This is a genomic window from Ruegeria haliotis (genome assembly GCF_013377785.1).
Classification (GTDB): domain Bacteria; phylum Pseudomonadota; class Alphaproteobacteria; order Rhodobacterales; family Rhodobacteraceae; genus Ruegeria; species Ruegeria haliotis.
On sequence record NZ_JABXWT010000021.1, the window covers coordinates 1 to 20,367 of the forward strand.

Here is a 20,367-nt window from a genome sequence, read left to right on the forward strand (position 1 = left end):
TCTTCGCACCAATCTCCTGAATCGGCTTCTTCTGCGCCTCTCGGGCGATCTCAATGTCAGATTTGTAACTCATTGGGTCTTGGACTCCCTGCAAAAGTAGGCCGAATACATCCGGCTCAAAATTATAAACTTTCTTTAGGGTAAATAAATATTCCCTTTGGTCAACCTTGGAATCATATCGACCCAAAGGAACGTAAAAATTCGCACATGACTATGCCAAAGATTCACGCGTAACGTTTGCGCCCTGCGCTGAGTCCCAACAACCATTCTTCTACGATATGCCGCTCCGGGAACGCCTTGTGTGTCGGACTTTTAAGCAGGTAATATCCCGACCGCGTTCGTACGGATGCATGTTGGTTTGGCCTGACCAATGCGCCGCTCTCAAGCAGTGGGTCAACAAGATGAGCCCACCCCAAGGCTACTCCCAGACCATCGACCGCAGCCTGTACCGACAACGGATAGGTGTTGAAGGCCACAGCGCGCTCCATCAATGACGTTGAAACACCATTGCCGCTGAGCCATGTGCGCCATGTCATCCATTCTGCATGACCGCTGGTTACTTCAATAAGATCCAGCTGCGACAGCGCGGTTAGATCTGCTGCACTAGGATTTCGCTTAAGGTACTCGGGGCTACACACCGGGAAAATAGTTTCCCCAAACAGAAGCTGTGCCTCGTATCCGGGCCAGTCGCCATCCCCGCGCAATATCGTCAGGTCCATCGAATCCGACAAACATTCCGCGTCACTGTCAGACGATACCAGTGAGATACGGATACGGCCATTAGACTTGTTGAACTTGCGAAGCTGCGGCATCAGCCAGAGGGACGCGACAGAGTTGGTCGCAGAGATCGAGACCGTGTTGGCCTGATGTTTGGCTAACATATCGCGACTGACATCCCGCATCAGGTCCAGCGATTTTTCTACGGTTGCCAACAAAATGGCCCCCTGCTGTGTCAGGGAAACCGAGCGGTGACCCCTTACAAACAACGGCACATCATAATGTTGTTCCAGCAACCGTACCTTGCGGCTGATTGCAGTCTCCGAGATATTGAGCACCTTGCTGGCCTGCGCAAAACTCTGCGCCTTTGCGGCCGCCTCAAAGGCCAAAAGATAGTCGAGCGGCGGAAGGACTTTCCCGGTGATTGGCGCTTTCTGTGGCATTTGAGGGCGGATTCCCGAGCTGGATGTAGTCGAAGTCAAAAACATTTGCCTGCTTTACCTGGCATCTGATCAGGCAACCAACTGTTAAGATAGCAAAAAATCATACTAGCCTCAAGAAATTATGGCCAAAGCCCCTCAAATCTCTGTTCTGCGCCTTAAGCGATTCTGGGCAGAATGCACAAATTCGGGGCCGGAAGAGTCCTCAAACCAATAAAATGAACGTCACTCAGGGAGCGAACATGAAACTTACAAACCTACTTTCTGCTGCAACCTTGGCAGCAGTAGCGGGAACCGGGGCGATTGCCGAAGACAGCAGCGATCCGATCGTCATCCCAATTCACAACTGGTCCAGCCAGATCGTGATGTCGAACGTTGCCGGCCTGATCTTCGCAGAGATGGGCAACAACGTCGAATACGTCACCACAGACAGCCAGGCGGTCTATGAATCGGTACGTCTGGGCGATGTGGCACTGGAGATGGAAGTCTGGGAAGGCGCGTTTGGCGCATCCTACCGGGCGGCATTGGAAAAGGGTGGCCTGCATGATGCGGGCGATCATGACGCGGTCACACGTGAGGATTGGTGGTATCCGATGTGGACCAAGGACTCCTGCCCGGGCCTGCCCGATTGGGAAGCTTTGAACGACTGTGCGCACTTGTTCGCCACGGCCGAGACTGGTGACAAAGGCCGTTATCTGGATGGTCCGGTCGACTGGTTGAAGCATGGTAAAGAACGGGCCGAAGCGCTGGATCTGAACTTTACCGTTATCAATGCGGGTTCCGCCGCAGCCCTGTGGGCCGAGATCGGCGCAGCAGAAGCGGATAAAAAACCGGTTCTGGTGTTCAACTGGACGCCCAACTTTGCCGAGGCGGTTTGGCCGGGTGAATTTGTCGAGTTTCCAGCATGGGAAGATGGCTGCGACAAGGATCCGGCCAAGGGTCCGAACCCTGATGCCCTGTATGATTGCGGCAACCCTGCCTCTGGCTACCTGAAAAAGGCGGCGTGGGATGGTATGAAAGACAAATGGCCAGCCGCATATTGCGCCCTGACCGAGATTTCTTTCACCAACCCTCAGATTGCAGAGATGGCCAAGCTGGTCGACACAGATGAGCTTGAGCCGGAAGAAGCCGCCGAAGAATGGCTGGACGCGAACCGCGCTGTTGTTGATCCCTGGATCAGCGCCTGCAGCTGATAGTCTGGCTACAGACACCGAAACTGGCGCGGCTTTGAACATCTCAGCGATGCAAGGCCGCGCTCAACAAGAAAGAAAGGCAGCCATGTCCGTCACAGCGCCTGTCATCTCAGCAAGAAATGTTTGGAAACTGTTTGGGCCTTCGCCAGAGAGCTACCTGAAGTCCCTGCCCGTTGGTCGCAGTTTTGATGAGATCCGTGCAGATGGATATATCGCAGGGGTCAAGGATGTCTCGATCGAGGTTGGTCGTGGCGAAATGCTGGTCATCATGGGGCTGTCAGGATCAGGCAAGTCGACGCTGGTGCGGTGTTTTTCGCGCCTGCACGATATTACAGGCGGAACGATTGAGGTTGATGGTCAGGACATTATGAGCCTGAGCGAGCGCGACCTGATTGAACTGCGCCGAAGCAAGATGGGAATGGTGTTCCAGTCTTTTGGCCTACTGCCGCATCGTACGGTTCTGGACAACGTAGCGTTCCCTCTGGAAATGCGCGGACAGGATCGCCACGACCGGCGTGAGCGTGCGCTGGAAGTCATCAAGCTGGTCGGCCTTGAGGGTCGTGAAGAATACTTCCCTCGCGAACTGAGCGGTGGCCAACAACAAAGGGTGGGCATTGCTCGATCATTGGCCATTGAGCCGGATATCTGGTTTCTGGATGAGCCTTTCTCGGCGCTCGACCCGCTGATCCGCCGTGAAATGCAGGATGAATTCTTGCGTCTGCAAGAGATGCTAGGAAAAACCATTGTCTTTATCACACACGATTTTGACGAAGCACTGCGTTTGGCTGACCGGATTGCGATCATGCGCAATGGCGCGGTCGAACAATGTGATACGCCCGACAAGATCGTGATGAACCCTGCCACCGAATATGTGGCCAAGTTTACCGAAGACATCGACAAAGCCCGGGTCGTCCATGCGAAAGGGCTGGCGAAACCGGTGAACGGGCACGCTTTGGAAGGCGCGCCGATCAATGGCGGCTCGACCATTCATGAATTGGCCCGGGTGCTGGTTAATGACAACCGCATCCTGTTGCCGGTCGCGGATGACAAAGGCGTTGTTACCGGTGTTCTGGAACGTGACACAGCACTGAATATTCTGCTTGGAGCCGAATGATGGCAACGCTGTCCACCGAAATACCGGGCACATCAGACAAGTCATGGGGGCGTACCAGAGTTGTCACCGCGCTGTTGGTCACCGCCTTGGCGTTGATCCTCGCCAAGGCCGTCGGAATTTTGCCCGAATGGCTTAACCGCATCCCCGAGGCGGCAATACCGCCGACGGCGCAGGTTCTGGATGTGATTTTCAACTTCATTCAAAACGACCTCGGCCTGATCTATGTCACCCGCTTTATCGCTGAAGGCCCGCTTGAATTCCTGCTGGATACGTCGGCGAACCTTTTGGAAGGCAAGCGCCGTTGGCCTTATCTGGGCCCGATCCCATGGTCTGCAATCGCCGTTGTGGCAGCTGTTGTCGGCTATGCCGTAGGTGGGTGGAGGCTGGCTGCGTTGGGTGCGGGAACCTTTATCTGGACCGCGGCAATCGGGCAGTGGAAAATCGCCATGCAGACGATGTCTGTCATTGTGGTTGCGGCGCCTTTGGCCTTTCTGCTGGGCTTAGTTTTGGGTATCGCTGCCTGGAAATACGGCTGGTTCGAGCGGATGTTGAAGCCCATCCTGTCCGTGCTGCAAACCCTGCCCTTCTTCACTTATCTGTTGCCAGCGGTGATCTTCTTTAAGGTCGGACCGACAGCAGGGGCTGTCGCAACGATTACCTTTGCCATACCGCCGATGATATTGATGACCACTCTGGGTCTCAAGAAGGTCAGCCCCGAAGTGATCGAAGCCGGGCAGATGTCCGGCTGCACCCGCTGGCAGATGCTGCGCCATGTCTATGTTCCTGCGGCGCGTACCGAAGTTCTGGTTGGCGTCAATCAGGTCATCATGCTGTGTCTGGCAATGGTGGTTCTGACTGCCTTTATCGGCATGCCGGGCCTAGGTGCCAAATTGCTGGCAATGATGGGTAGCTTCAAACTGGGCCGGTCGTTCGAGATTGGTGTTACCATTGTTCTTCTGGCCGTCACGCTTGATCGGATGTCAAAAGCCTGGGTCGTCAAGCAGCCTGTTCACTTCGAACGTGGCACACCTTGGTGGAAGCGGCACCAGATTTCGCTGGTCGCGCTGGGTCTGTTCGTTGGGTTTATCCTGCTGTCGCAATTGTTCCCGATCTTGGCCGAAGTAGGCCGCAAGCAACACCTGAGCCAGGGCAAGGAGATCGACGTCATAATCAAGTCGTTCCTGGCTCTGGATGCCATCAAAGGAACAACCGAATGGTTGCGCTGGTTTCTGAACGTCAAGGTGCTGATCCCGTTCCGCAACACACTTTTGGCAATCCCAACGCCAGCCTTCATCCTGCTGGTTGTCTCCTTCGCCTATTGGGTCGGTGGTCGTAAGCCCGGTATCTATGCCGCGATATTCTTTACGATCGTCGCCTTTTCAGGCTGGTGGGATCGGTCGGTCATCACGCTTTACACCGTGATCTCGGCAGTTGCGCTGGCGACGTTGATCGGAATTCCGTTGGGTGTAATTGCAGCCCGATCCGCGCATTGGTCCAAGAGCATCCTGCTAGCGTGCGACACGGCGCAGACCTTCCCCAGCTTTATCTATCTGATCCCCGCGATCATGCTGTTCGGCGTCAACGACGTGGCAGTTGTGTTCTCGATCCTGATTTTCGCCGCCGTGCCTTTGATCCGCTATACCATCATCGGTCTCAGCAGCGTTCCGCCCGAAATGACCGAAGCGGCGGATATGTCCGGCTCCACCCGCCACCAAAAGCTGATGTCAGTGCAGTTCCCGCTGGCATTGCCGACAATGGCTGTTGGGTTCAATCAGGCAATCATGTTCGCTTTCTTCATGGTCATCATCGCAGCGTTCATTGGTACGCAGGATCTGGGTCAGGAACTGCAACGCACGCTTGCAGGTACTGAACTAGGAAAGAACTTTGTTCTGGGCCTGAATGTGTCGCTCATGGCGCTGACCTTTGACATGGCAATCAGCAGCTGGACTGAGGCGCGCAAGCGCGCCTTGGGTCTGGACTAACCGGAGTATCGAAGATGAACGTTCAGCCAGTCTTTGAGGTGCCGTTCGAGCGCAGCGGGGTTCTTGCCCCCGGTCTGCCTATCTTGCCACATGGAACCGAACGCCATCCTGTTCCCGGCTTGGGTTCGCGCGCGGTTCCGGTATCTAGGGGTGACACGATCACGCTGCTGGATCGAGACGGCATGCAGCCAGCAGAGATGGTATTCTTTGCGCCCGATCGAAGTTCTGACGCGGCGATGCTGGGCGTGCAAGGTTGTGGGCGCCCCGAAGGGGTGATCGCAACATTGGCAAACGGATCCGCCTCGGGCAGGAAAGTTCTGCGTGCCCTGGAGATTGCCGGATTTGATATCGGCCAAGGCGATGCAATCCGGGCTTTCTCGGACGGGTCGCGCCCCGGCGACATGGTGACCTTCATAGCTGAAAACGATGGTCTTTTGATCGTCGCTGCACCCGGTGAGGCGATGCGTCCGGAAGACAACAATCCTCCGACAGAGATCATCCTGTATATCCAGCGCGCAGCACCAGGGTTGGAGAAACCCGATGTGGGGCCACCCGATCCACTGGCCGACCCGCTAAAGGACATCAATATTCAGCCAGGCAACGCTCGGTCCTATGAGGTGAAAGCCGGAGAGTTCATCCAGATCGTGGATATTCGCGGGCGCGAGTGTTCGGATTTTCAGGCCTTCAGCCGCCGCGCGCTGGATCAGGGGGTCGAACGCGAGATTGATCCCACCACGACCCGCAGCTTGATGGGCAGTCTCTATCCGCAACCCGGGATCTTCTCGAAATACTGGTCCGTGGACCAAGAACCTCTGGTCGAGATCGTGCAGGATACATGCGGGCGCCATGACACCTTCGGCCTCGCCTGTACCGCGCGATATTACGAAGATCTCGGTTATCCGGGTCATGTGAACTGTTCGGACAATATCAACAAGGACCTGAACCAATATGGCATCAGACCCCGCGCTGGTTGGCCTGCAATCAACTTCTTTTTCAACACGATGCTGGATGACACCAACACCATTGGGATGGATGATCCCTGGTCCCGGCCAGGCGATTTCGTCCTGCTGCGCGCGCTGACGGACTTGGTTTGTGTCAGCACTGGCTGCCCCTGCGACATCGATCCAGCAAATGGCTGGAACCCAACCGATATTCAGGTGCGAACCTACAAAGCAACCGAGGATTTCAAACGATCCTCCGGCTATAGAAAATCTGCGGAGGCGGATGTGGAAGAAACCAAGAAAACAGCATTTCATGACTGCTTTGCACGGCACACACGTGATTTCGTCGAATACAACGGCTACTGGCTGCCTAACACGATGACCAATCACGGCGCGATTGCCGAATATTGGGCCTGCCGGGACAAGGTCGCCGTGATGGACCTGAGCCCGCTGCGGAAATACGAGGTCGTCGGGCCGGACGCCGAAGAGCTGATGCAGCTCTGCGTGACCCGCAACATGAAAAAGCTGAGCGTTGGGCAGGTCGTATACACAGCCATGTGTTATGAACACGGCGGTATGATCGATGATGGTACAGTCTACCGGCTGGGCGAGACCAATTTTCGCTGGATTGGAGGCAATGACACCAGCGGTTTGTGGCTGCAGGAACAGGCGCTCAAACGCAATATGAATGTCTGGGTGCGTAATTCGACGGACCAGCTACACAACATCGCCGTTCAGGGGCGGTACAGCCGCGACATCCTGTCGAAGATCTTCTGGACGCCGCCTCAGCAACCGACAATCGATGAACTGCCATGGTTCCGGCTTACCGTTGCGAGGGTTGGCGACGTACAGGGAAAATCAGTCGTGATCTCACGGACCGGGTATTCCGGTGAACTGGGTTATGAGATCTTCTGTCACCCCAAGGATGCCGTCGAAATTTTCGACCGCGTCTGGGAGGTAGGACAGGATTACGGAATTGCGCCGCTCGGTCTTGCCGCACTGGACATGTTGCGGATCGAAGGTGGTTTGATCTTTGCCGGGTCTGAATTCGACGATCAAACCGATCCCTTCGAGGCAGGCATCGGCTTCACTGTACCGCTGAAATCAAAGCCCGACGATTTTATCGGGCGGGCAGCGATTGAAGAACGCAAGGCCCATCCTCATCGCAAACTGGTTGGTTTCGAGATCGAGGGAGGGACGGTCCCCTCGCCCAGCGACTGTGTGCGTGTAGGAAAAGCGCAGGTTGGAGAGATTACCAGCGCGATGAAATCACCCATTCTGGGCAAGGTCATCGCGTTGGGCCGGGTTTCGGTCACTCATGCTACGGTTGGGGCTGACATTGAAATCGGGCAACTGGACGGTCAGCAAAAGCGTCTGAAAGCCAAAATCGTTCCTTTTCCGCATTTTGACCCGACAAAGGAACGCGTGAAGGGTAACTATTCATACGTTGATGTTCCTGATGCAGCAGAATGACAACTCTTTGCCAAAAATATTGGTGAAAGGGAATCTCACGTCAGAGCGCAAGGTATGCGATTGCTTGCCGTGCTAGAAGTGCGCGGCAATAGGAGTTCTGTCTGCCCCGCTCCAGCATCCGATATCGAACCTGACAACCGCGTCTCGTTGGATTTTTGGCTTGCACTTGTGACGATTATGTTCGTTCAACCAACTATTGGACTGGCTGCCGAATGCGCACAAATTTCTGCAATTGAAAGCTATGATGACACCGGGGTTGCGCCTTATGGGTCCGTATGCCAGCCATTTCGTGGCTTGGGTAATTCCAGTGGCGTTTCGTGTTATTGGGAATTTCAGTTCAGAAGCAATGAGGCCACAAGCTACTTCGACGACACATGGGCTGAAGTTGTGCGTTGTCGAGACGGCATGTCTTCTCCGAATGATGGGCCGGTCAATCACCCCGACAGCTATGAGCTTACAGAATTGAAAGCCGGAATCCGCGTCTATCGGGTTGCCATAAAAGACAAGGGCCAAGAGAAACGCACACTAGTTTTTCTGAGTGTCGAGTACAGCAATTGAGACGACCTACGCCCATTGTTCACATTTCACGATCGTGTTGCATGGATCGCCTAGCAGCGGTATCGCCAACATTCATTCTGACATGAGCGACGGTAGATGCATCACAAATTCAATGATGTGGTAAAGAGCTGGGCTTCGCCACGCCGCAAAATGCGCGTTGGCCAGTCGCGTTACTCCGATCTGGCAATTGAGATCTGCCTCACTCTACGGGTCGTGTTTCGACGGTTCTGTCGCAAACTTTGGCGTAGATCAAAGCTAACGCTCTGATTGGGCATAGTTATCCGGCGAGTTCTGGAATTTGACGGAATCCGTTTGTCGAATGTCCTAACTGGCCCTTACGGATCATGTTGGCCGCTTCGATACCCGCGAGTGTCGCCGCGGCTGAGACGAAGCTTTTGAATCCGAGCATTGACCTCGTGCGCCGGTTGATGAAACGATGATCCTGCTCGACGATGTTGTTGAGGTACTTCGATTTGATGGTGTCGATTTTAACAGGTATCTGCAACCATTTGAAAATCTTGTTCACTTCCTTGATCCCGGCGGCGTTGCTACGACTTTTGTCAATTGTAATCCGCTTTGGGATACCGTTGTGATACAGTGCATTGGCGAAGAATTTTTTGGCCGCAACGGTGTCTCGCTTCGCTGACAGCATGAAATCAAGGGTTTGCCCATCACGATCTACGGCACGATACAGATACACCCATTCACCGCGGACCTTCACATAGGTCTCATCCATACGCCAGGATTCAGCGGTGTTGGCCTTACGCTTCTGCGCCACGCGAGCGGTCGCAGGTGAATATTCCACGACCCAGCGGTTCAGGGTCGCGTGATCAACCGTCACGCCCCTCTCTGCCATGATCTCTTCCAGATCGCGGTACGAGACGCCGTAGCGAACGTAGAAATAGACCGCGAACAGGATCACAGATTGTGGGTAGGCGCACCTTTGAAATCAATCATTGGGCATTCCTAAGCGTTGTCGCGTTCAATCCACCAGTTGGATCAAACTAAACGAAGGTGCAACATGCCGGCAAAAGTTTGCGACAAAGCCCTTCTTCACGCAATCGGCGCCCAGACCTAATGCCGAAGCAATACCCCACCAACAGCACGCGGATCAGAAGCTCAGGATCAATGAATGGGCGGCCAGTATGGCTGTAAAACTCCGCCAGATACTGGCGGATGTCGCTCAGATCGATAAACCGGTCAATTGATCGCAGTAAATGATTTTGCGGGACATGATCCTTCAGCGAGAACGCGTAGAACAGCGCCGACTGTGCCTCCTGCTTTTGTCCCATCATCACCAATTCCCTCAATCGAAATGGGAATTGAATCAGTCAAAGCCCCTTGGATCAAGGAAGAGTTATTCAACTAAATATGCCGCTTGTGCTGAAAACTACATGCTGCGATCGGAGTTAGCGAGCGGGCAAGCCTCCCAGACGTTTGTTTCAATATCCCTGATGACACGCTTAAAGGGAGACTAAAAGCCTGAACGTTGCTTGCGTTCCAAGGCTCAAATGGAGACCTTCATAAACGAACGGGGTGCTGTACGATGTCGGCAACTTCAATTTGTGTTATGAATTCCCTTATGTATTTTAGAAACGCGAGAGGCCGGATGTGTCTAACCGTCGAGTAGAACTGCGTTACTTTGCGATCGTGTTGTTACCGATTTTCATTTTCGGGTTGCATGAACTCATCCACCACCATCTGATCGCAACGGATTTGGACGTGCCTGTCGAAATTCTGAGTGATGACAACACTTGGTTGGAAGCAGTGGGCCGTTTTCGGTTCCTTGCCGCATCCTGGTTCTTTGCTTCTCTTGCCGTTCTGGCCGTGGCTTTGCAGATCCGAAATATTGCGCGCCCAATGACGCAGGAAACAAGAATTGCCGCTACCGTCACGACCTTGGTCATATTCACACTGGCGATTGTCCCAACGGTTCAACAATATATTACGTCGACCACTCCGCGAATTTATCATCAGGTCGGTCGGGCCGTTTTTGAGACTGCGTTATCGCGGGGCACGCTACCCGGATGCCTGCAACCTGACGATTATTGGCTGTTGGGTCGATGTGGCGACATACCGGTGTTTTCGATGTTCAGAAAGGTGCTGGACATCATCAACGCTCTTGCCGGGCTGGCGGTCGGCGCATTGATCGCTGGCATGATCCTGTGTCTGGCATCCGTTTCCAGCAAAAATGTCGAAGAAACCGCAGAGGAACTGCGGAAAAACATGCACCAGATGCGGCAACAACTGTATCTGTCCAGCCTTATCCTGACATTTGGCATGTTTTTCGCATCCAGCTGGATGTACTGGCCCCTGCCTGTGATCGAGGAAACTGGACAAGCCGCCTATAGCTCACTGGTAACTGCGTCAGCATTGTTCACCGGAACCTACTTTTGCTTGCTGATGCTGAGTTACTATCTTCCAGTGGCGTTGATACTGGACAGTCGCATCAAGGACCTTTCCCGCAAAGCCTGCATGAATGAAACGACAGAAAACAGCTTTGATGTCGAAGACTGGAAGGCATCGCACGGGTTGAAAGAAGGCATTGGAGAGGTGTTGCGCGCCGGCTTTGCACTTACCGCCCCCATACTTGCATCCTTCGCTGGGGGCATCACACCATTTGCGTTGTAGCTGCCATTGCCAACATCCTTTCGCCAGAGACTTGGGCCAGCTTACGGCGGGCGCCATCCAAGGTATCAAACAACTCCGCATTCAGCAGCTCATTTCGCAGGCTGCCGTTGAATGCCTCTACGAAGGCAATCTGCTGGGGCTTACAGTCGACTCAGTTTTTTGTGCTTCATGATCATTCCTGCGCGCTCCAACATCACACCGATCCGCCGATAGCCAAACATGCGGCGCCTCGCTGCGACCGACTTAAACTTTTTCTGATCTCAGGATTGCCCGGCGGGCGTTCGCGCCGGACACTTGAGCAATCTGAGGGCTCCGCGCCCGACGTGCTTACCCGAACCTACGACGAAGAATATGAGAACCAGCCCAGAAAACTCTCGCTATGAATGTGGGAGCCTTGGGGGGTAGGTCGTCCGCGATATGATTTTCTAGGAATTGCTGGACGATGTCCTCTGTAATTCCGGATGGGGTGGATGGCTCCTGATCCACCGACGTTGCAATGCGCCATAGCCGTCAGCGTAACAAGACCGTCAGATGAATGAGTCGGGCACGGATAGACCTAACTTCAGCTTTAACTGACTAAACTGGAAACCCACACCTTCTTCTAGCCAGGAGATTGAATTTGGGGCAACATAGCCTCATTTCACAACACTATTATTAGGTGCCCCATGCCACTGTTTTCCTATTCGGTTCAAGAAAAGATATTTGCTGCAGTCGAAGCGATCCCACCACTCGCGAAATGGGTTAATCGCCTGCTTATCAACCGCATAGTCAAACGCGCCCGATCGCGGCCGCACCCCTTGAGCACGGCCCACGATTTTGTCTCTTGGAAAGGGCTGACCGATCGACGATGGAGCGGGCGTCACCTGCCACCCGGGGTTCGAACGACTATGCCCGAAGTTGACGATCTGCTGGACCTCTTTGAACGTCGTGATAGCACCCAACGACTATGCCCCAAGTCAACCTGTCTCTTTCCTGCGTTCGCCCAATACCTGACCGATGGCTTTCTGCGAACAGAAACCGACAATCTCATCGCGAAAGGTGAAACCGCAGACACGCGCTTGCGGCGCAATACCTCCAACCATGAAATTGATATGTGCACACTCTACGGTCGCACTCAGGCACAGACCGATGCGCTGCGCCTCAGCTCCGAAACAAGGGGTGAAAAAGGTCGCCTGCGTAGCCAAAAGCTCAACGAAGAAGAGTATTCCCCCTTTCTTTATAGCGATGGGCAAGTTGATCCCGATTTTGCTGTCCTGGATCGCCCCCTTGGTGAAAGCGATCTCACTGACGAATTGCGTGCCAAGCTCTTCGCGGTGGGCGGTGATAGGGTAAACTCTGTCCCTCAGGTTGCGATGCTAAACACCCTGTTTTTACGTGAACACAACCGCCTGGCAGGTGAGATAGAAACGGCCCACCCCGACTGGAGCGATGAACGGATCTTTGAGACGGCCCGCAATACCGTTATCGTTATCTTCATCAAAATGGTGGTCGAAGACTACATCAACCATATTGCGCCGGTGCCTTTCAAACTCAAGGCGGATCCGAGTGTGGCTTGGCGTGCCCCTTGGAACAAACCAAATTGGATCACCGTCGAATTCAGTTTGCTCTATCGTTGGCACGCTTTGATCCCCGACACCCTTCAATGGGACGCGACACCACAACCCGTGTCGTCAACGTTCATGAACAATGCTTTGTTGCTCAAAGCCGGCCTGCTTCAATCCTTCAGATTGATTAGCGCCACGCCAGCAGGCGAAGTTGGCCCTAGAAACACGGCGAAACCGCTCTTGCATGTGGAAAAGTCCTCGATTGAGCAAGATCGCTTTTGCCAATTGGCCAGCTATTCAGATTATCGCAACTACCTTGGCCAGTCTCGCCCGACCCACTGGTCCAACATTTCGACCGACCCGGACGTCGCGACGAAACTTTCCAAACTATATGATGATCCCCGCAACGTAGATTTTCATGTCGGATTATTCTGCGAAGACAGGGTCCCAAACAGCCCTCTGCCTAGTTTGATTTTATCCTTCGTCGCCCTTGATGCATTTAGCCAAGCACTCACCAACCCGCTCCTGTCCGAACATGTGTTCAGACCCTCAACTTTCTCTGAGCCTGGATGGCGCGCCATCCAAAGCACAAACGTCCTCCGAGATATCGTGGACCGCAATGTGGCAGGCGGCGCAGGTGACACATTCATTTCCATGACGCGACAAGATTGGGTTCCTGAATAAACCAGTACAGCAAGGCCAAGCGATGTAAGACGCCAAAGATACAGCAAATGCTCAACGGTCCATTTCAGAGCTTCTTGGCGCAATCAAACGCTGCAGCCCAGCTTCATCAGACCAGCCTTTTGTAACTGAGGAAAACTGGGACGAACTGGAGCGAATGTGCGGCGTGCAATGAGGCCCGAGCTAGTCTTTACTCAATGTATAGTGCGGTATTTCCGCAAATTGCTCACTAGAATGACATGAAAACCTTAACGGTGTAACTTTGTTGCATTACAGAATTCAGTTGGAAAATTCTCGGAAGGAATACAATGCTGTTTGTCACCAACCGATTCCCGACCCAAAGCATTCGCACCCGCAAGGGGCGGCGCTTCACATTTGACCTCGACAACAACGCCCCCTCCAATTCCGTGTTCTATTGTGAAAAGGGCGAGGACGAGCATCATACAGAAATCACCAGCAAGGAACTTCTCAAACGGGTTCGCGAGAGTGAATACCGGCAGGTTTTGATTTTCCTACATGGCTTCAACAACCTGCCGGATGATGTTTTCCGAATGACCTCGGAACTGCAATCGCTTTGCGACAAAGCCAAGGCGAAGGAAACCTTGGTGCTCCCTCTTATCTGGCCGTGCGACAACGACAAAGGCGTCGTGAAAGACTATTGGGATGATCAGAAATCCGCAGATCAGAGCGGGTTTTCCTTCGCGCGGGTACTCGAGCGCTTCCTCGACTGGCGCGAAAGCCCCGACAATGAACCCAACGCGGCACCTTGCCTCAAACGCATCAACGTGCTCGCGCATTCCATGGGGAATCGTGTCCTACGCCAGACATTGTCCAATTGGAACCGATACGATCTTGCCTCGGGTGTCCCACTGCTTTTTCGCAATACGTTTATGGTCGCAGCTGACGTCGTAAACGAAACGGTGCACGAGGGCGAAAGCGGCGTACTTATCAGCCATGCATCGCGAAATGTCGTCGTCTATTATGCCTCCGACGATCTCGCCTTGCGCGCGAGCAAGGCCGCCAATCTGAAGAACAAAGTGGCATCAAGACGTCTGGGACATACAGGCCCGGAAAACACTGACAGCACACCACGCAATGTGTTTCAGGTCGATTGCGACGACGTGAACACGCGATATGACCCACCCACAGGACACAACTATTTTCGCTTTGGTACGCGTCGAGGGCAGGCTGGACTTGTGTTCAAACACATCTTTGAGTGCATCGAAAAAGGGCGCGTTTTCCCGGATGATCCACATCAGCGTTCAGTCATCCTCAACTGATTGGCGGCGGACACTCGGGTCATACAGTTGCTCCGATGGGCAGAGCGCACTATTTTCTCACCCTAGAGTGTCGATTGGCCTGAGCTGCGTCTGAAATCAGCGGAAGCACTGTAGACGGGCTTGCGCAATCTGTTGATACCACCCAGAGGTTTGTGGTCAGCCAGACTATGCCACGGTGTGAATAAAAGAGGCTTGCAGGCATCAACCATATTGCGCTCCATCTGACGCTGGATGACAAGCTGGGCGACCTCGACAAATGGAAATTTGGTCTCGTCCCATGGGAGAGCAGCATTTTCGATCATCTCCTGCTCATTGCCCGCTATGTCATCGGCAGTGGCAACCTGTACTCGAAAAATGAGCTTGATTTGTGTTTTGGAACACAATGTAACTTCAAGAGCCTGCGCGAGGTAGTCCTCGTGCAGATCGGCCATTTGATCTTGGGTAAACTCTGCGTCGGACAAACCGCTATCCATAGGCGCTACAGAATATCTCATCACTCGGCCAGCGCCAAATTGGAATGGTGCTGCGCTGAAATAAGTGGCTTCATGCGGGCTGCGGGTCGCGGTCTTCCGGATTTTCTCGACCACCTTGCTCGCTGTGATTACGCCTTGCAAATCGGCAGCTGAATAGTCCGCAAAGACCTCGTGGAGTTGTGTGAAGGTCGTGCGCAAGCCGATCATCTGCTCCGTATCTGACGCAGAAGCTGGTACAAGATTGCCGGACATATCCATCATACCCATCTTGAGCATTACGCCAGGCAAAAAGAACAGGTCGGGCGTTGCCCCATCCTCTGAGGCAACCAGGGCCGCCGTCAGCCGTCGATAATCGCGGACATTGCGAAACGCGAACTCGGGCGTGTTTACCATCAAAAAGTCCTGATTTTGCATCTCACCATCGGCCAGCAGAGTGTCCTCATCCACATGTAATACCTTGATGGCCATACCGCGGCTGCCGTGGTTCATGACTTTGGTGCCGTTCGACTTTTTCTTTTCGATATCGGCGCGTTTCAAAACATCCGCATTGGAATAACGGATTTTAGCACTGTACCGACGACCCGGATGGGCAAAAAGTCCCACCTGCAGGTTCTCAGGTACATCCGAGTTTACAACGAATTCGGCATCCAGGCAGCCGTGTGACTTAGGATGCACCCCGCGCAGCACCTCGCCATTTTGAAGAGATTTGCGCTTCTCCTGCAGTTTGACGGTGAGAGCAGCAATCTCATTGCGCCACGCGTCTTCTTCGTCAGGAATGCGTTCGAAATTAGGTGAAGTTGAGGAAGAGTTTGAAGCTTGAGCCATGTGAATCTCCGAGTATGCAAATGAACTTTTTAGAGATAAGGCAGCCGACAATCTCCGGCTGCCGGTATAGTAGGTGATTACCACTGAAAATTCTACTTTCGCAGATTCCGATTGAAAATGGATCTCCGATTTAGACTGATCTCACAGCATTTGCGGTGAAAGTGCGCTTTATAATTTTGCGGTTCAATCAATCGCGACGGAACCCACCGGTCTCCATTTTCACCTATCCCTCAAAACCAATCGAGAGCCGTGCGGGACGCACGGCTCATATGTGTGATGGGTTGGGCCAAGAACCCTGGGGGTTCTGCCACAAATTTCTTTGAGAGCTGCATATATGGAGCTGGCGAGTCGATTATCCCGCCGGTTGGATGAGTTGCTGAAACGGACGGAGTCCGGGCGTGATCTGACCTTTGCTGGGATTCAAATCTTACGCTTCAGCGGTATCTGTCCTGGCAGGCATAGAGTTGGTCAACATGATCCGAAATCACAATTCCCTAGCGCTACGACTTTAGGTTTTCGACAATTTGCCGAGCTCGCTGGATAAGTGAGTCAAAAAGAAGGCTATTCCCAACCTTTCTGAAATTTTGCGACACAACAATCCGCCCTGTCACCCGTCCGGGCCGGGCTTGACATTGCGGATGACCCGGGAAAGCTCGGTGACTTTTTCTTGGGCTTCGGCAAAGGCGCGGGTTAAGTCGCGCGCCCTGCTGGTCAGCGCTTCGTTTTCCTTTTCGAGGCCGTTCACGGTGGCCTGGATCAGTTTGGGGCTTTCGGGCAGTGCCGCTTTGGCGACTTTACGAAAACTGGCGTCATTCAGTTGCGCCAGCCCGTCTTTGATTTCGACTTCTGCAGTGCTGACGCCTTTGGCGGCAAGCTGAGCGCCAAGCGCGAGACGGGCGGCGGCATCGCCCAACAGGCCGGCCAGATCGGTCGATTGTGCCTCGACCCTGTCACTGGGTCGGATTCCGCGAATGCCCGGCACAATCAGGATGCGACCGGGTACAAAGCTTTCTTTCCGCTTCAGGTCTGGATTGGCCTTGAGCAGCTCCCGCTCGACGCGGCGCAGGTCCGCTGGGGTGGCATCGTCAAGCCGATAGAGGTTCCTGGCCAGTGTTGCGATGGATTTTTCGCGACCGACGCGGGCTATTCCAATTGGCATGTCAAGCTCCTCCTCATGCTATTACGTTCAGCGCATCAAATGGCGCCGGCAGGTTTGCGGAATTCAGGGCAATGCCCGCGGTCGTGATGTTGCCAATAACGGTGGCTGCTGTCCCGGCCAGCCGCAGCGAAAGGGCGTCTGTATTGTGCGTGATCGTGTTGCCGGTTACGACAAGCCGTTGCGCGCCCAAAAGAACAACCTCGGACAGGCCACCTCTGCCGTTCAGGATGCATTGGTTCTGGGCAACCGCCAGCGACGTGATCTGAGCGTCGAACACCCGGATCATCGGTTGGCCGATCCGAGACCGGTTGCGGACCTGGTTTCCGCTCAGGCCGATTTGGTTCGACGTACCGCGCGACGGATTCGCCCGGAACCGCGCCGGTGCAAAGCGCACCAGTGTGCCTTCGAACTCGACAAAGCCGACGGCCCGCAGTTCTGCCCGCGGGATTGACGCCACATGGGCCAGAACCGGCGGGCCCAGCACCAGGTCGCTACCAAAGGTCGGTGGATCGGTCCCGATATGAATGCCAAGCCAGCCGGTCAGATCATTTGCGGTGACTTCGCTTGCCCCGGTGATGCGGTTGGCATTCACGATCAGCCCCTCATAGGGCGGGCGGATCAGAATGGCATAGGCGCGCGCCTCGGGCTGGTCAGGTCCGATCTCGGAAATCGCGTTGCTTTCGATGGCCAGTGATCCAACGCCCTGAACGCCGATACCGGCAAAGGTCTGTCCGCCAATCCCGCCCTGGCCTATTGCGCGGACCTGATTGCCGATGATCTGGCCGTTGTCACCGGCGCCGACGATGATACCGCCGGCATTTTCCGGTCCGACAGTTCCGGCGATGTCCTCAACCACGTTGTTGTCAATCGCCAGATGCCGGATGTCGGCATCCGCCTCGACGGTAATACCTGCCGCTCCGCATCGTCGGATCATGTTCCGCTTGATCAGGATCGCGTCGTGGAACCCTTCGATCCGAATTCCGGTTCCGGCCAGATCGAAGATGTTGTTGCCGACGATCTGGGCATCGGTGCGCAGTTCGGGGACCAGCCCATCGGTCAGCACGATGCCGTCACCTGCTTCGTCCCCGCCGCTGACCTCGCAATCCTGCACGCGGATGTCGTTCGAACCCAGCCGCAACGCCGTCCGGTTTGCAATAATGGTATTGCTGTCAATTTGTGTTGACGCTGCCGGCACCTCGGCAAACCGGATGACCACGGCGCGTTCCAGCCCGAAGATCAGATTGCGGGCAAATTCCGCCAGCGCGATGTTCAGTGCTACCCGGTCGAACAGCAAGGTGACCCGGCCGCCCAGAAGAATACAGTCCAACATCCGTAATTCGGCAAGTGCCACAAATGTCAGATCGCCGTCTTCATCCAGCCCGTAGGTCGACCGCGAGCCGATCGCGTGCGGGGCGATGATCAGGCATTCCTCGATCTTCGCGCCGATCTGAATCCCGTCCAGCGCAATGCCAAAATCGAAACTGTCCTCGGGGTTGGGCGACAGCAGCAGGATCGCAACGCGACGAACTGCAAGCAGCGCGGTGTTAATTGCGGCGATGCCGTGGGCAATTCCCAGATTTCCGGCCGGATCTTCGCCGGGTGCTACGAACAGCGAAAACCGTTCCAACTGGATATCGAAAGAATTGTTGATCTGAAACGCGCCGCCAACGCCCTGATAGAACAGCAACGTGCCGATCCCCTGCCCGACTACCTTGATAGCGGTACGCCCATTGATCGTCACCGGATCGGTCAGGACATAGCCGCCCGCGTCCAGACAGACGGTGCCGCCCTGCGCGCCAACCTGATCGATTGCCGCCTGTATCGTCAGCGCGCCGGAATTGTGTCCTTCGGCCGTGACGCAAACCGTGCAGCCACAGCTTTCCGCCTCTCCGCCCTCGAATTCGGGCGGCCAGAAGACCCGGCAATCCTGCACCGAATTTGGGAACCGCACGATGGCCAGCCGACAGTAATGCCGCTGGATTCCGTCCGGAGGCGCGCTGCGCAGTTCTTCGATCTGGGTGCCGGCGGTGCGCGCGGCGAAACGCCAGTAGTCCATGTCCCGGAATGTGCCGGGTCCATCGACGGTATCGAAGGTCACCGTGATGCCGTTTTCGAGAATAACGGCGGTGCCGTCGGGCGGGATGGGAATGAGGCCGTCGGATCCGCCAGCGCCCAGATCTTCCCATTCGGTATTGTCCGCCAGCCGGATGATGCCGCGCTGATCCCACCGGATCATCCGTGTGCGCCGGTCCACAAAGGTATCGCCGGCACCCCCTGAGGGGACAAGATCGGCATCGACCGTCTGGCCCGCCTCGAACTCGATCTCGCGGGTTTCCGGGTTCACGTTGGCGACCCGCAACATCTGACCCGAGCGGTGGTTGAACTCGCGAATATTGTCCGTGATCTCAACCCAGTCACCGGCGGCAAAGCGCAACACCTCGTCACGCCCGATGCGCGACACGGTCACGCTTGCAGCCGGGTTGGCGATGGCCTCGACCGTTGCCGTGACGGATGCGTTTTCACGCGAGAACTTGAACCGGGTTGGCGGCGTGTCCTCTTCGGTGGCATGCAACTCGACCCGGTAGAACTGGTTCTCGATGCCCGTATATCCTTCGGTCGGGGGCACCAGACAGGGGTCTTCGGGATCATCGATGTCGATTGTCGCGCTGGATAGCCGGGCGGTTGACGGTGCAATCGTCTCGATCCAGTCGTCAAGTTCGTCGTCCGGCGTTTCGCAGGTGGCGTTGTCGCCGACATCTGCCAGCATCCGCACCTGCCAGACGGTTTGCAGGCGTGTTGTGGTGTCGATACCTCCCATCGCGGGTTCCAGCAGCGACGGATCCTTGACCGGTGTGACCTCGCGTTGCCAGGAAACAAGATATGCCAGGCTGGTTGTATTCTCGCCGGGCAATGCGTCTGGCGTTGGCCAATATGGCTGCTCTTCGTATGGCAACCAGGGTCCATCGGGCGGAGCGATCATCTCGTCCAATACACCGGCCGGACCGTCCTCGACATCCGTGCCGCGGTCAAAGACCGGATCCGGACGCGCCGGTATCGTGCCGTCGAAATTGGCAAAACCCGAGTTCTGGACCAACTTGCCATAGTGATAAATCCGCCCGGGACCAATCTCGATACTGTTGCCGACGATCTGGATCTCGAACGCATCTTCGGTTTCGCGCGGCACCACGCAGCGCCCGATTGTATCAACCGTTCCGGCGCGAATGCGTCGTTGGAAGATCTGGACCATTTCATTCCAGTCGGCGTCAAGCACCGCCCGGCCCTGCTGCAGGAACACCCCGGCAAAATCGCGCAGGGCGTCAAAACTGTCTCTGCTATAGTCGCCGCTCATTGGTCCC

General features: G+C 55.0%; 13 protein-coding genes and 2 pseudogenes. 8 read left to right on the top strand and 7 right to left on the bottom strand.

Going from position 1 to position 20,367, the window contains the following annotated elements; all coding sequences use genetic code 11:
* Window positions 1-224: 224 nt before the first annotated feature.
* Complete coding sequence (locus tag HW561_RS20865) at window positions 225-1,160, bottom strand: LysR substrate-binding domain-containing protein (RefSeq protein ID WP_176867288.1); 936 nt, start codon at window positions 1,158-1,160, stop codon at window positions 225-227.
* Window positions 1,161-1,399: 239 nt separating this feature from the next.
* On the opposite strand from HW561_RS20865, the gene HW561_RS20870 reads away from it, so the two are divergent.
* From HW561_RS20870 to HW561_RS20890, 5 genes are all read left to right on the top strand, one after another.
* Window positions 1,400-2,350, top strand: coding sequence for an ABC transporter substrate-binding protein (locus tag HW561_RS20870; RefSeq protein ID WP_176867289.1), 951 nt, complete (start codon window positions 1,400-1,402; stop codon window positions 2,348-2,350).
* Between the two features lie 85 nt (window positions 2,351-2,435).
* Window positions 2,436-3,464, top strand: coding sequence for a quaternary amine ABC transporter ATP-binding protein (locus HW561_RS20875; RefSeq protein ID WP_176867290.1), 1,029 nt, complete (start codon window positions 2,436-2,438; stop codon window positions 3,462-3,464).
* Window positions 3,464-5,446, top strand: a complete 1,983-nt coding sequence (locus tag HW561_RS20880; protein ID WP_176867291.1) for an ABC transporter permease — start codon at window positions 3,464-3,466, stop codon at window positions 5,444-5,446. The genes HW561_RS20875 and HW561_RS20880 overlap by 1 nt, the downstream gene beginning before the upstream one ends.
* A 14-nt stretch (window positions 5,447-5,460) precedes the next feature.
* Window positions 5,461-7,860 (top strand): DUF1989 domain-containing protein, encoded by a 2,400-nt coding sequence (locus HW561_RS20885; RefSeq protein ID WP_176867292.1) that lies wholly within the window; start codon window positions 5,461-5,463, stop codon window positions 7,858-7,860.
* Window positions 7,861-7,914: 54 nt separating this feature from the next.
* Window positions 7,915-8,418 (top strand): hypothetical protein, encoded by a 504-nt coding sequence (locus HW561_RS20890; protein ID WP_176867293.1) that lies wholly within the window; start codon window positions 7,915-7,917, stop codon window positions 8,416-8,418.
* A gap of 277 nt (window positions 8,419-8,695) precedes the next feature.
* On the opposite strand, the gene HW561_RS20900 is transcribed toward HW561_RS20890, so the two are convergent.
* Window positions 8,696-9,340 carry an IS6 family transposase gene (locus tag HW561_RS20900; RefSeq protein ID WP_176867294.1) on the bottom strand — a complete coding sequence of 215 codons (645 nt, stop codon included), beginning with the start codon at window positions 9,338-9,340 and terminating at the stop codon, window positions 8,696-8,698.
* 127 nt (window positions 9,341-9,467) lie between these two features.
* Window positions 9,468-9,713: pseudogene (locus HW561_RS20905) on the bottom strand (transposase); the annotation flags it as partial.
* Window positions 9,714-10,029: 316 nt separating this feature from the next.
* Between HW561_RS20905 and HW561_RS20910 the strand changes: the two are divergent.
* Window positions 10,030-11,049: a hypothetical protein gene (locus HW561_RS20910; RefSeq protein ID WP_176867295.1), complete on the top strand. Its 1,020-nt coding sequence runs from the start codon at window positions 10,030-10,032 to the stop codon at window positions 11,047-11,049.
* A 34-nt stretch (window positions 11,050-11,083) separates the two neighbouring features.
* Here the strand turns inward: HW561_RS20910 and HW561_RS24055 are convergent.
* Window positions 11,084-11,353 (bottom strand): annotated as a pseudogene (locus tag HW561_RS24055) (integrase core domain-containing protein); the annotation flags it as partial.
* A gap of 361 nt (window positions 11,354-11,714) precedes the next feature.
* Here HW561_RS24055 and HW561_RS20920 point away from each other — a divergent pair.
* Window positions 11,715-13,277 carry a peroxidase family protein gene (locus HW561_RS20920; protein ID WP_176867296.1) on the top strand — a complete coding sequence of 521 codons (1,563 nt, stop codon included), beginning with the start codon at window positions 11,715-11,717 and terminating at the stop codon, window positions 13,275-13,277.
* Window positions 13,278-13,582: 305 nt separating this feature from the next.
* Complete coding sequence (locus tag HW561_RS20925; protein ID WP_176867297.1) at window positions 13,583-14,554, top strand: alpha/beta hydrolase; 972 nt, start codon at window positions 13,583-13,585, stop codon at window positions 14,552-14,554.
* 62 nt (window positions 14,555-14,616) lie between these two features.
* On the opposite strand, the gene HW561_RS20930 is transcribed toward HW561_RS20925, so the two are convergent.
* From HW561_RS20930 to HW561_RS20940, 3 genes are all read right to left on the bottom strand, one after another.
* On the bottom strand, window positions 14,617-15,852 hold the full coding sequence (locus HW561_RS20930; protein WP_176867298.1) for a catalase family protein: 1,236 nt from the start codon (window positions 15,850-15,852) through the stop codon (window positions 14,617-14,619).
* Window positions 15,853-16,459: 607 nt separating this feature from the next.
* Window positions 16,460-17,011 carry a hypothetical protein gene (locus HW561_RS20935; RefSeq protein ID WP_176867299.1) on the bottom strand — a complete coding sequence of 184 codons (552 nt, stop codon included), beginning with the start codon at window positions 17,009-17,011 and terminating at the stop codon, window positions 16,460-16,462.
* A gap of 13 nt (window positions 17,012-17,024) precedes the next feature.
* On the bottom strand, window positions 17,025-20,360 hold the full coding sequence (locus HW561_RS20940) for a DUF6519 domain-containing protein (RefSeq protein ID WP_176867300.1): 3,336 nt from the start codon (window positions 20,358-20,360) through the stop codon (window positions 17,025-17,027).
* Window positions 20,361-20,367 lie beyond the last annotated feature (7 nt).